This window comes from Arsenicicoccus bolidensis DSM 15745, assembly GCF_000426385.1.
GTDB classification, from domain to species: Bacteria; Actinomycetota; Actinomycetes; order Actinomycetales; family Dermatophilaceae; genus Arsenicicoccus; species Arsenicicoccus bolidensis.
On record NZ_AUFG01000063.1, the window covers coordinates 1 to 11,979 of the forward strand.

General features: G+C 68.8%; 11 protein-coding genes, 3 pseudogenes and 1 riboswitch. Of the genes and pseudogenes, 6 read left to right on the plus strand and 8 right to left on the minus strand.

The window, feature by feature from the left end:
• The 4 genes and pseudogenes from K313_RS23750 to K313_RS0118640 all read right to left on the minus strand — a co-directional run.
• The coding region (locus tag K313_RS23750) for a transposase (protein ID WP_338021339.1) at positions 1 to 532 on the minus strand (532 nt) is incomplete at its 3' end.
• A 194-nt stretch (positions 533 to 726) separates the two neighbouring features.
• On the minus strand, positions 727 to 975 hold the full coding sequence (locus tag K313_RS24760; protein ID WP_205621905.1) for a MarC family protein: 249 nt from the start codon (positions 973 to 975) through the stop codon (positions 727 to 729).
• Positions 976 to 1,039: 64 nt separating this feature from the next.
• Positions 1,040 to 1,237 (minus strand): annotated as a pseudogene (locus K313_RS24930) (MarC family protein); the annotation flags it as partial.
• A gap of 63 nt (positions 1,238 to 1,300) precedes the next feature.
• Positions 1,301 to 1,789, minus strand: coding sequence for a GNAT family N-acetyltransferase (locus K313_RS0118640; RefSeq protein WP_156911470.1), 489 nt, complete (start codon positions 1,787 to 1,789; stop codon positions 1,301 to 1,303).
• A gap of 129 nt (positions 1,790 to 1,918) precedes the next feature.
• Positions 1,919 to 2,036: riboswitch (SAM riboswitch) on the plus strand.
• Here K313_RS0118640 and K313_RS0118645 point away from each other — a divergent pair.
• Positions 2,001 to 3,377, plus strand: a pseudogene (locus K313_RS0118645) (bifunctional o-acetylhomoserine/o-acetylserine sulfhydrylase); the annotation flags it as partial. (Overlaps the previous riboswitch by 36 nt.)
• Positions 3,378 to 3,451: 74 nt before the next feature.
• Here K313_RS0118645 and K313_RS21770 read toward each other — a convergent pair.
• Entirely contained in the window at positions 3,452 to 3,931 is a 480-nt protein-coding gene (locus tag K313_RS21770; RefSeq protein WP_051274224.1) for a DoxX family protein, read from the minus strand.
• Positions 3,932 to 4,035: 104 nt separating this feature from the next.
• On the opposite strand from K313_RS21770, the gene K313_RS0118655 reads away from it, so the two are divergent.
• Complete coding sequence (locus K313_RS0118655; protein WP_029212902.1) at positions 4,036 to 4,614, plus strand: GNAT family N-acetyltransferase; 579 nt, start codon at positions 4,036 to 4,038, stop codon at positions 4,612 to 4,614.
• 66 nt (positions 4,615 to 4,680) lie between these two features.
• Here K313_RS0118655 and thrS read toward each other — a convergent pair whose 3' ends face one another.
• Together thrS and K313_RS0118665 are read right to left on the minus strand one after the other, a co-directional pair.
• Positions 4,681 to 6,756, minus strand: a complete 2,076-nt coding sequence (gene thrS, locus K313_RS0118660; RefSeq protein WP_029212903.1) for a threonine--tRNA ligase — start codon at positions 6,754 to 6,756, stop codon at positions 4,681 to 4,683.
• Positions 6,757 to 6,887: 131 nt separating this feature from the next.
• A complete protein-coding gene (locus K313_RS0118665) occupies positions 6,888 to 7,262 on the minus strand; it encodes a hypothetical protein (protein ID WP_029212904.1) in 375 nt (124 codons plus the stop codon).
• A 334-nt stretch (positions 7,263 to 7,596) separates the two neighbouring features.
• Here K313_RS0118665 and K313_RS0118670 point away from each other — a divergent pair, with 334 nt between their 5' ends.
• Positions 7,597 to 8,835, plus strand: coding sequence for a tyrosine-type recombinase/integrase (locus tag K313_RS0118670; protein ID WP_029212905.1), 1,239 nt, complete (start codon positions 7,597 to 7,599; stop codon positions 8,833 to 8,835).
• Here the strand turns inward: K313_RS0118670 and K313_RS0118675 are convergent.
• Positions 8,826 to 9,071, minus strand: a complete 246-nt coding sequence (locus K313_RS0118675) for a hypothetical protein (RefSeq protein ID WP_029212906.1) — start codon at positions 9,069 to 9,071, stop codon at positions 8,826 to 8,828. The two genes, K313_RS0118670 and K313_RS0118675, sit on opposite strands and share 10 nt — an antisense overlap.
• Positions 9,072 to 9,356: 285 nt before the next feature.
• Here K313_RS0118675 and K313_RS21775 point away from each other — a divergent pair, with 285 nt between their 5' ends.
• From K313_RS21775 to K313_RS0118695, 3 genes and pseudogenes are all read left to right on the plus strand, one after another.
• Positions 9,357 to 10,058, plus strand: a complete 702-nt coding sequence (locus tag K313_RS21775; protein ID WP_240484013.1) for an integrase core domain-containing protein — start codon at positions 9,357 to 9,359, stop codon at positions 10,056 to 10,058.
• 502 nt (positions 10,059 to 10,560) lie between these two features.
• The gene (locus K313_RS0118690; RefSeq protein ID WP_029212907.1) at positions 10,561 to 11,298 is read left to right on the plus strand and encodes a hypothetical protein; all 738 of its coding nucleotides are present in this window, start codon (positions 10,561 to 10,563) and stop codon (positions 11,296 to 11,298) included.
• 288 nt (positions 11,299 to 11,586) lie between these two features.
• A pseudogene (locus K313_RS0118695) lies at positions 11,587 to 11,946 on the plus strand (transposase); the annotation flags it as partial.
• Positions 11,947 to 11,979 lie beyond the last annotated feature (33 nt).

Here is an 11,979-nt window from a genome sequence, read left to right on the forward strand (position 1 = left end):
CTGCCGCCTTCAGAATCACGTTGTCTTCCTCGAGGCGGCGCACCTTGGCCTTCAGCTCTTTGATCTCGGTGCGTTCGTCACTGGTGACCCCAACGGCCTGGCCGGCATCGATCTCGGACTGCTTGCACCAGTTACGGATCGTTTCCCGCGACATCCCCAACCGGGTCGCCACCGCCCCAGCGGCAGCCGTCACTGACCCGAACTCGGGCACCTGCTCACGGACCATCCGCACGGCACGGTCCCGCTCCTCGGCGGTGTACTTCTTGGGCATGGACCCCATCCTTCCTGAACCAGAAACGATGCGGCAGGAGACCGGGGCCGATTCAGACCCCCACGCCACCTCACCTTCACCACCACCCTCGGCCACACCACCACCACCAGCCCCTACCCCTACCCACCCGGCCACCCCCACCACGACGAACACCACGAGCACGACGATCACCACGACGACGATCACGACCAGACGCCCCACGGCGAACCATCCCTCGCCGAAACCGCCATCACCGCCGCCCTCACCCGCACCCACCTGCACACCAACGACCCCACCATCCCCACCCCCGACACCGCAGCCGCACGCCACACCCACACGACCACCCCCGACAGCAACCACGACGACGACCCCCACGACATCGAGATCACCTGGGCCCGCATCACCGCCGAGCTCATCCGCTCCTGCGACGAACCGCAGTACTGAAGCGTCTCGACCAGCAGGTGATCGCAGCCGCGTCAGCGCACCCACTGCGGGAACACGTGCTGCAGCCCGGCGACCACCATCTCGACGGCGATCGCGGCGAGGATCATCCCCATCAGGCGCGTCATGATCACGCGCAACGTCTGCGACATGTGGTGCCCGATGGCAGGGGCGAACCACAGGACCAGCAGCAGCGCCAGCACGACGACCACGAGTGCGGCGGCGACGGCGACATACCCGCTCGCTCCGTCCGCGGAGCCGGTCAGGACGATCAGCGTCGTGATGGTGCGGGCCGACCATCATCGGGAAGGCCATCGGATAGAAGGACACGTCGGACGTGGACGCGTGCTCGGCCTGGTGCTGCTGCTCGCTCGGCGTCCCGGAGTGCGCGGTGCTCCCCTGCCCGCCGAGCATGCCCAGCGCGATCGTCAGCAGGACGATGCCCCCGGCGATCCGGAAGTCGTCCACCGCGACGCCGAAGAACCCCAGGATCGCCTTGCCCGCCACCATGACGACCAGCGACATCACCAGGCTGTACGCCGCCACGCGGATCGCCGTCTTGCGTTGCCGCGCAGCGTCATACCCGGCCGTGAACCAGGCCAGATGATCTCAGAAGAGCGTGGCGGGGACCCTCAGCACCGACTCGAAGATCCCGTCGTGAGCGGGGCGACCGCCGAGGCGGCGGGAGATGCCGGCGGCGGCCGGGCCGAGCTCGGTGAGGTCGCCGCGCAGGTGCGTCAGCCCCTCGGCCGAGGACCACGCGAACACCTCGCGGGCCAGCTGACCGCCGATCCCGCACCGGCGGAAGGTCGGCGTGACGAACATCGTGTGCACCTGGCCCCACCGCGACCGCCGCGGTCCTCCGAGGACGGGGAGCTGCTCGACGAGGGTGACGCCGGCGATGCCGAGGGGACGCTTCTCGATCTCGGCGAGCCAGTAGGCGTGAGAACCGCTGCTGCGCAGCCAGGCGTCGGCGAACCGGTCGATGAACTCGGGGTCGGGCGAGGCGCCGCGCTCTCTGCCCAGCTGCAGCATCATCGCGGCGACGGCGAACGCGTCGTGCGGGCGGGCACGGCGGATGTGGGCGGGGGCGCTCATGGCCACAGTGAACCACCGGTCGAGGGTCTCGGCACCTCCTCGTGACCAAACCGTCACTCCCGGAGACGACGGTCCGTATGCCGGGACGCCACTTCCTCACCCCACGAGACCACTCCTAGAGTCGCCGCAGGTCATGAGCGTCAGCAGCACGGCCCCGGCCAGCTGACCGGCAACCCTCCCACGCGGCGGGGTGCCCCGGGTGAGGACCTGGCCCCGGCGTCACCCGACGCGGCGGCAAGCGCGAGCAAGGAGGGCACGACCCATGAGCGACTGGGCATTCGAGACCAAGCAGATCCACGCCGGGCAGAACCCGGACTCCGAGACGGGCGCGCGGGCGCTGCCGATCTACCAGACCACCTCGTTCGTCTTCGACGACGCGCAGGTCGCGGCGGACCGGTTCGCGCTGACGGACCTGGGCCCGATCTACACCCGCCTCGGCAACCCGACCAACAACGTCATCGAGGAGCGCATCGCGGCGCTCGAGGGCGGCGTGGGCGCTCTCCTTCTGGGGTCGGGCATGGCCGCGACGACCTTCGCGATCCTCAACGTCGCGCAGGCGGGCGACCACGTGGTGGCCTCCCCCGCGCTGTATGGCGGCACCTACAACCTGCTGCGCTACACGCTGCCGAGGCTGGGCATCACGACGACCTTCGTCAGCGACCAGGCCGACCTGGACGAGTGGCGCGCCGCGGTCCGCCCGGAGACCAAGCTCTTCTTCGGCGAGACGATCTCCAACCCCGACCAGAAGGTCCTCGACATCGCCGGGATCGCCGGGGTCGCCCACAACGCGGGCGTGCCGCTGTTCGTCGACAACACCGTCGCGACGCCATACCTCATCCGCCCGATCGAGCACGGGGCGGACGTGGTCATCCACTCGGCCACGAAGTTCCTCGGCGGTCACGGCACCTCGATCGTCGGGGCGCTCGTCGACGCCGGCACCTTCGACTACGCCCAGGACCCCGAGCGCTTCCCGCAGCTCAACACCCCGTCCGAGAGCTACCACGGGCTCGTCTTCGCCCGCGACCTCGGGGTGGGCTCGGCGCTCGGCGCCAACCTGGCGTTCATCCTCAAGGCCCGCGTCGAGCTGCTGCGCGACCTCGGCTCGGCGTGCTCGCCGTTCAACGCCTTCCTCGTGGGGCTCGGCATCGAGACGCTGTCGCTACGCATCGAGCGGCACCTCGCCAACACCCGCCGCGTCGTCGAGCACCTGCAGGCTCACCCGCAGGTCGAGCGGGTCTACTACGCGTCGCTCGACGGCAGCCCCGAGAAGGAGCGCGCGGACCGCTACTGCCCCTTGGGATCCGGTTCGGTGTTCTCGTTCGACATCGCCGGTGGGGTCGAGGCGGGGCGGGCGTTCGTGGACTCCCTCGAGCTGCACAGCCACGTCGCCAACATCGGTGACGTCCGCTCGCTCGTCATCCACCCCGCCTCCACGACGCACTCGCAGGGGTCGGACGAGGACCGTCTCGGCGCCGGCGTCACGCCCGGCCTGGTGCGCCTGTCGGTCGGCCTGGAGCACATCGACGACATCCTGGCCGACCTCGACCGGGGCCTCGAGGCAGCAGCAGCGGCCGGCGCGCAGGCCTGAGCACGCGCGAAGCGCCCACCCCACATCGGGGTGGGCGCCTCGTCATACCTGGCGCGGCTTGCGAGACAGGGCCGTCAGGCGCGGGTGGCCCCGACCGACTCGCGGCCGACGGGACGACCGTCACGAGAGCCCCGCCCGCGACCGAGCAGCCCGTCGAGGCTGATCCGGCCGGCCCCGGCACCGATCAGCGCGAGCGACGCGGCCGCGATCACGGCGACCAGCTCCCAGCCACCGTCGGTGACGAAGACGCCGCCGTCACGGTGCGCGAACCAGAAGGCGCCGGCCATGTCGAGGACGACGAGCAGGGCGACCAGCGGGGTGGCCAGCCCGACGAGGATGAGGGCGCCACCGACGAGCTCGACCAGCGCGGCGAACCACGCAGCCAGCTCGGGGGCGGGGATGCCCATCTTGCCGAAACCGGCAGCGACGCCGTCGATCCCGTTCGTGCCGAGCTTCTGCCAGCCGTGGGCCATCAGGACCACGCCGAGCACGACGCGGGTCAGCAGCAGCGCGAGGTCGCGCAGCGCGGCGGGCGGGTGCAGGAGGGAGCGCATGAGAGTCCTTCGATCGGATACCTGAACGGACCAAAGCATAACGCATGGTTACTTGAAAGATCAACCAATGGCATCCCGCGCTCCTGACACGGCAGCATGAGCGGATGCAGACCACGATCCTCGAGCCGCGCCACCTGGACCAGGCCCGCGCGATCTACCTAGCCGCGTTTCCCCCTGACGAGCGCCTGCCGGCGGCGGACGTCCTCGAGCATCGCCTCCTTGATCGCCAGGTCCTCGTCGCGCGCGAGGACGACGACGACGACACGGTGCTGGCGATCGCGGTGCTCGTCCCCCACCGCGAGCTCGGGGCCGACCTGCTGGAGTACCTCGCGGTCGACCCCCGGCGACGGTCGGGCGGCGTCGGCGGCGCCCTGCTCGAGGACGTCGTGCGGGCCGCTCGCGACCGCGACATCCTGGCCGAGCTCGAGCAACCCGACTCGTCACCGGACGCCGCGCGGCGGGCCGGCTTCTACCGCCGCCACGCCTTCGCGCCGGCCCCGTGGCAGGGCGACTACGTCATGCCCGGGCCCCGCGGCGCCGTCCCCCTGCAGCTGTGGCACCGGTCGGAGCGCCCCTCCCCCGCCGACCCGCGCGCCTTCATGGAGCGTTTCTACACCCGGACCTATGGCGCCCGCGCCGACGCGCACCTGGCCACCGTCCTCGCCGCGGTCAGGCAGGGCTGAGCAGCGCGAGAGGCGCCGACCCCGTGCTGGGGTGGGCGCCTCCCGGCATACGAGATCCGTCGTGGCTCAGGCAGTCTCAGCCGTCTCGGCAGCCTCCGGCGAACCGATCGGCGCGGTCATGACCTGCTCCCGGGACTCGATGGACCGGACGATCTCCTCGATCGCCTGCTCCACGGGGATCCCGTTGCGCTGCGACCCGTCGCGGTAGCGGAAGGACACGGCCCCCGCCTCGACGTCCTCGCCACCCGCGATGAGCACGAACGGCACCTTGGACTTGGAGGCGTTGCGGATCTTCTTGGGGAAGCGGTCGTCGCTGTGGTCGACCTCGACGCGCACCCCACGACGGCGCAGCTGCCGCGCGACGTCCTCGAGGTAGTCCGCGAAGTCCTCGGCCACCGGGATCCCCGTGACCTGCACCGGCGACAGCCACACCGGGAAGGCGCCGGCGTAGTGCTCGACCAGCACGCCCATGAACCGCTCGATCGACCCGAACTTGGCCGAGTGGATCATGACCGGCTGCTTGCGGGTGCCGTCGGCCGCCTGGTACTCCAGCCCGAAGCGCTCCGGCTGGTTGAAGTCGTACTGGATCGTCGACATCTGCCAGGTACGGCCGATGGCGTCGCGCGCCTGGACCGACACCTTGGGGCCGTAGTAGGCGGCGCCGCCCGGGTCGGGCACGAGCTCCAGCCCGGACGCGAGGCACACGTCCTCGAGGACCTTGGTCGCGACCTCCCACTGCTCGTCGGAGCCGATGAACTTGTCGCGCTTGGGCCCCTCGGTCTCGCGCGTCGACAGCTCGAGGTAGAAGTCGGTGAGCCCGAAGTCGCGCAGCAGCCCGAGCACGAAGTCGAGCAGGTGCTTGATCTCGGCCGGCGCCTGCTCCTCGGTGACGTAGGAGTGCGAGTCGTCCTGGGCGAAGCCGCGCACGCGCGTCAGCCCGTGGATGACCCCCGACTTCTCGTAGCGGTAGACCGAGCCGAACTCGAAGAACCGGAGCGGGAGCTCGCGGTAGGAGCGCCCGCGAGAGCGGTAGATGAGATTGTGCATCGGGCAGTTCATCGCCTTGAGGCGGTAGTCCTGGCCCGGCTTGGTCACCTCACCCGCGTCGTTACGCTCCTCGTCGACGTGCAGCGGCGGGAACATCGTGTCCGCGTAGTACGGCAGGTGCCCGGAGGTGTGGAACAGCCCGTCCTTGGCGATGTGCGGCGTGCCGACGTACTCGAAGCCCTCCTCGATGTGCCGGCGGCGGACGTAGTCCTCCATCTCCCGCTTGATGATCCCGCCCTTGGGGTGGAACACCGGCAGGCCGGAGCCGATCTCGTCGGGGAAGGAGAACAGGTCGAGCTCGACGCCGAGCTTGCGGTGGTCGCGCTTCTCGGCCTCGGCGAGCCGCTCCAGGTAGGCGCGCAGCTCGTCCTTGGTCGGCCACGCCGTGCCGTAGAGCCGCTGCAGCTGCTCGTTGGCCTGGTTGCCGCGCCAGTAGGCCGCGGCCGAGCGCATGAGCTTGAAGCCGTTGGCGATGATCTTGGTGCTCGGCAGGTGCGGGCCGCGGCACAGGTCTCCCCAGGCGACCGTCCCGTCCCGGCGCACGTTGTCATAGATGGTGAGCTCGCCCGCACCGACCTCGACACCGGCGCCGGCGTCCTCGTCGTCGTGCGTCATCGAGCCCTTGAGGCCGACCAGCTCGCACTTGAACGGCTCGCCCGCGAGCTCCTCCAGCGCCTCGGTCTCGCTGACCACGCGCCGCTGGAAGGTCTGCCCCTCGTTGACGATCTTCTGCATGACCTTCTCGAGCTGCTTGAGGTCGTCGGGGGTGAACGGCTCGTCCACCTGGAAGTCGTAGTAGAAGCCGTCGCGGACCGGCGGGCCGATGCCCAGCTTGGCGGCGGGGTTGACCTGCTGCACCGCCTGGGCCATGACGTGCGCGCAGGAGTGCCGCAGCACGTCCAGGCCGTCGTCGCTGGCGATGTCGACACCCTCGACGACGTCGCCCTCGCGCAGCTCGGTCGCCAGGTCCTTGAGCTCCCCGCCGATGCGCGCGACCACGATCCGGCGGTCGTCGGCGAACAGATCGGCGGCAGTCGTGCCCGCCGCCACCGTTCGCTCGTCTCCAGCGATGTGCACGGTGATGTCGGCTGACACAGGTGTCTCCAGTTCGTTCTCGTATGACGTCCCGCTGCCTCGCGGGGCCGCCGCCACCCCTGCGGTGGCGTGCTGCCTAGGCTATCGGGCGGGGCAACCCGGTTCGGTCAGCATGACCTCCCGCCGAGTGGTCAGAAGGACGCGCAGCAGCGCACGACGCGCGCCTGGTCCCCCACCAGCAGGTCGCCGCCCGTGACGGTCTCGGCATACAGGCCCTCGCAGGAGCTCGGCTTGCGACCGAGCCGCACCACCACGTCACCGATCCGCAGCTCCTGGCCCTCCAGGGCGGCCAGCTCGTCGTCGGTCATGTCGAGGACGAGGTTGGCCCGCAGGTCGCCGGCGGCCTGCGCGGTGGTGGCGACGAGCAGCGGGCGCCGCTTGGCGCGGTCACCGACGAGGCCGGAGTCGGTGAGCACGGCCTGCCGCAGGGGGCGGCCCGGCTCACCCTTGACGGGATACACGGCGATGTCGGTGAGGGGCCACACGGGCGCGACGCTGGATGCCATGGGTCAAGCGTGCACCCCCAGGACCGACCAGGGCCAATCCGCTCACCAGCCGGATCCGGCCCGGCATCAACAGCGCAAGACTGATGCCCCGGCAACGCACGAGGGACCGGACGCCCATGGCGCCCGGTCCCTCATGATGCTGGTGGACGTGAAGGGACTCGAATCTTTGTCTGACTCGTTTGCCTTACATCCCACCACCCGCGATGATCTTCCAATCACCCGAACTACCAGGGACTTTACCACCTGGCGGCGTGGACGTAAGTGGACATGAATGGCCAACTATCCGATGCATCTCGCGATGCGGCGGCAGTTGCATCGGTAAGAGGGAGTCGGGATGAAGGACCCTAAGCGCCGGTTCGGGCAGGTCACTCGCATGCGGTCCGGGCGCTACCAGGCCCGCTACTCGGACCCCAACGGCGCGACCACAGTGACCCGGGGCGGGCGCACCGTCCCCGTTCTTCATACGGCCTCGCGGACGTTCCTGACTCGCCGCGATGCGGAGGACTGGCTCTCCCAGCAGCACCGACTCATCCGCTCGGGCGAGTGGCGCAGCCCGGCCGAGCAGGCCGCTGAAGCTGAAGCACGCGAGACCTCAAGGCGCAACCGAACGTTTGAAACCTATGCAAGGGCATGGCTCGAAGGTCGTCACGACCTACGCGCCACGACCCGACAGAGCTACGAGACCTCGCTCCGTCGCCACCTCATCCCTGCATTCGGGGATCAACCGATCGACGAGATCACCGTCATGGACGTTCGGACCTGGTTCGCCGCGTACGGCAAGCGAACCCCGGCAGCACGCGCCCACGCCTACCAGGTACTTGGCGCGATCATGCGTCAGGCAGAGGACGACGAAGTCATCCCCCGCTCCCCCGTGAGGGTCAAGGCGGGGGGTAAAGCCAGGGTGAGCCGCGAGCCGCAGGTGCTTTCCCGTGCGGAACTGCTCGCTCTTGCCGATGCCATGCCGCCTCAGCACAAGGCTCTGACCCTCGTTGCCGGCATGTGCGGGCTTCGCTTCGGAGAGTTGGTGGCGCTGCGGCTCAAAGATATCGACCTCGAAAAGCGCCAGTTGCACGTCAACCGGGCTGCCTACCGAGCGGGCGGCAAGAAGGACACGGGCCCGCCCAAGACCGCAGCTGGCAAGCGCAGCGTGACCATGCCGGCAAGCGTCGCCTCCGCTCTCGCCCAGCACCTCAAGGACTATCCCGTCGCAAGTCGCGAGGACCTCATCTTCCCCGGGCGCGACGGCAGGCTGCTGGCCCCCACCAGCCTGTACGGACGAGCTTCACGCACGGAGCGGCGGGGCCGACACACCTACGCGAAAGGTGCGTACGGCTTCTTCGCAGCCCGCGAAACCATCGGTCGACCAGATCTCCACTGGCACGACCTGCGACGCACTGCGGCAACGCTCGGCGCACAGGCCGGCGCAACGGTGCGCGAGATGCAGCATCGTCTAGGGCACGCCACCGGCGACATGGCGCTCTACTACCAGAGCGCAACGGTCGAGAGAGACCGTGCCATCGCAGATGCCCTCGACGCCCCGCAGCCCGGAGAGTCGCCGACCGATCAGCCCTGAGCGGGGCGCGCCCTCCGTAAGCCGTCCAGGAGGATCGACATCTTGGCGCGGCCGATCGTAGGCGACCGTCCTTCCTCCCAATGGGCTGCGAAGTACTCACCCAGGTCGTGCTCATCGACGGACAGCCTCGCCACCGCATCGAAGGCTGTGATGATTACGTCCACCTCAGCCGCACCCGGCGTGTAGCTCGGCCCGTGCTCGATGCGGTGAGATGCCTTCTGGATGACGAAGTCCAAGTTGATCCGGCGATCCGGATCGGGGAATCGACAGGGTGCGCACACCCACTTCTTGACAGTTCCGCGGCGGCTGGGCGGTAGGTGGCAGATCCTCGTTCCCGTGTCGAAGGGGGCGCCGCACAGTCCGCACACACCCGGGAACCTTGCCTCGATACCACGACGTTCCGCATGGGTCACGGAGTTAAGTCCCGCATAGTGGTGTAGCGCGGTAGCTGAGGTCGTCGTCTCCGGCGTGGGGTCATCGCAAGATCTGGGCGTTGGTCCGCCACGACGGCCACGTCGTCAGTGAGGCGACCGTGCTGCGGATCCTGCCTCATCCTGCCCGATGAGTATCAGCGGGAACGGCGCAAGCTCGCCGAGCGTCGCAAGGCTGCGTTCGCCAAGGAGCCCACGGGCACCAACCAGGTCTGGCAGCTGGACTTCTCCGAGTTCGAGACCACCACGGGCGGGACGTGGCGGATCGCGGGGTGCCGGGACTACTGGTCCAAGTACGAGTACCCGTTCCATGTGTCGCCGACGGCGAACCAGCACGACGCGATCGACGCCGTCGAGCTCGCGCTGGCCGACTACGAAGAGCTCTTCGGGCATCCCATGATCGATGACTGCCGGGTCGATGAGCAGACCGGTGAGCTGCTGCCGGTAGTCACGATCGTCACCGACAACGGCGGTCCGTTCCGGTCATTCCGGTTCGAGGCGTTCATCGAGCTCCACCCCGAGCTCGCGCACGTCCGCACCCGCGTGAAGTCGCCCGGGCAGAACGGGTCACGCGAGCGAGGGTTCGGGACGCTGAAGTACGAACGCCTGTTCATCGACGAGATCGACGACGCGATCGTCCTGGCCGAACGCGCCGAGGACTACCGCATCGAGTACAACCAGGTCCGCCCTCACCAGGCCATCGCCTGGAACCGACGCAAGGAGGTGCACCTGGGCCAGGCCGACCCGAACATCCCCAACTTTCAGAACAAGGAAATCCTGCCAACTCCTTGACGCGGGATGAAGTGCCCCAGGTTCTCTGCCGCTCTTATACGGGTTGCGGCTCTCGGGTGAGGGTCGGTTGGTGGAAGCGCATGCGGACGATGACGACCCGGTAGAGCGCTGCGTTGGCCTCGCGACATCTCGAACAGCGCCAATCCGCAACCGGCATGATCAGGAGTCATCGCCCCACTTGGCGGATCATCTAGCAGCCTCCCCTGGCAGAGCTAACAGTGATCCGACGCCTCCCGACTGAACACTCCTCCAGCACCGCTGCAGTCTCAACGCGGTCGAGTACTCCATCAGTGGTGAACGCTCGGAAGGGGCTCGACGGCTTTGGTAAGTAGCGCGGCCCATCCAGGGGTCAGCCACGACGCCGTGAGGACTGTGCGATGGTCGATGACACCGAGTCGATCCCGGACCCCGTCTCGTATGTGCGTGGGCATCTGCTCGAGGTGATGAGACTCATCGACGAGCTGGAGCAGTCGATGCGACCGTGCGGAGCCGGAGGTCGGCGATGAGTGAGCGGGAGCTGACGAAGGCGGATTGGGCGTTGCGTGACGCGCACCGGGAAGTGACCCTGGCCCGTCTCCGTCTGGACGACCTCCACCAGGGGGTGTCGACGGCTTCCACTGCCCTCTCAGAGGCCGAGCTGCACGCGCGTGGCCTGAGCCCTGAGTCATGGATGCAGTCCGTCGCTCCCGAGGACCTGGGTCGCGTCGGCTGGCTCTGTGACTCGGCTGCCCTTGTCGGCGTGGAGATCGCATCGCACCTGAAGACGGCCAGTGAGTCCATCGAGGACGCCCGGCGAGCTTTGGAACGGGTCGACCGAGGAGGGCTCGAAGGGCCAGCAGCCGCCGACCTGGCTGCGCTGGAGGCCCGGACAGCCGCTGTCGGGGAGGTCGTCGACCTTGCCCTGCCGATGGCCACCGCAGCCTCGGAGCACCTCTACTCGGCTGCGCACGGGGTCGGGGCCGGTCGGACTCCTGGCGGGTATGCGACGGGGGTGCAAACGATCCCCGCGGTGACGTTCGGGTCGCTGAGCGTGGTCAGCAACGACCTCGGTCGGGCCGAGGCTGACGAGCGGCACCTCGGCAGGACGGTGGACCGGGCTGAGGCGAGCATCGCCAAGGTCGCAACCGAAGCAGAGTGCATCACCGCTGACGCCCAGGCGCGCCTGGGCCACTCTCAGTCCCAGCAGCAGACTTCCCCGCACGTTGCGGCAGCGTTCTCTTTCGAGGGCCCCTCTCGATGAGCGCCGCCAGTGCCCCGCACGCGGACAGCCGTCTGGCACGAAGCGTTGCCCTGGCCGAACAGCGGCGCGAGCTTCTGGACGCGGGCATCCGCTCCGTCCTCGGTCGGGCGGTCGCCCTGTGGGAACGGGTGGTCGCGGGGATCGGTTTCGACCCCGGCGAAGCCACCGCCATCTACGGGGCCATGACCGTGCTCGACCGCCAGGTCCAGGGGGTCCAGCGGTCCGTGCGAGGGTCTCTCGACCTGGCCGAGTCCGTGCGCCCCTCCCCCGGCCTGCTCGCCACGATCAAACGCCCTCGATATGGCCATCCGCAACCGCCGGCCCGCACCGGGTGGGATCGTCCACGCCGACCACGGAGTCCAGTTCACCTCGTGGGCCTTCGGCGACAAGATCCGCGCCGCGGGCCTGATGCCGTCCTTCGGCAGTGTCGGCGACGGCCTCGACAACGCAATGATGGAATCGTTCTGGTCCTCGATGCAGATCGAGCTGCTGAACCGCAAGAAGTGGAAGACGCGAGTCGAGCTGGCCAACGCGATCTTCGAGTACATCGAGATCTTCTACAACCGCCAACGACGCCACTCCAGCATCGGCTACCGCACCCCGATCGAATACGAACTACGCTCCGAAACCACCACCGTCACCGCCTGAGACTGCAGACGCCAACGGGTAACCAAGCCATAG

Bases quoted from the DNA above. Each gene is read 5' to 3' on its own strand.
- K313_RS0118640 (WP_156911470.1), bottom strand. From the start codon at position 1,789: ATGAGCGCCCCCGCCCACATCCGCCGTGCCCGCCCGCACGACGCGTTC.
- K313_RS21770 (WP_051274224.1), bottom strand. From the start codon at position 3,931: ATGCGCTCCCTCCTGCACCCGCCCGCCGCGCTGCGCGACCTCGCGCTG.
- K313_RS0118655 (WP_029212902.1), top strand. From the start codon at position 4,036: ATGCAGACCACGATCCTCGAGCCGCGCCACCTGGACCAGGCCCGCGCG.
- K313_RS0118665 (WP_029212904.1), bottom strand. From the start codon at position 7,262: ATGGCATCCAGCGTCGCGCCCGTGTGGCCCCTCACCGACATCGCCGTG.
- K313_RS0118670 (WP_029212905.1), top strand. From the start codon at position 7,597: ATGAAGGACCCTAAGCGCCGGTTCGGGCAGGTCACTCGCATGCGGTCC.
- K313_RS0118690 (WP_029212907.1), top strand. From the start codon at position 10,561: ATGAGTGAGCGGGAGCTGACGAAGGCGGATTGGGCGTTGCGTGACGCG.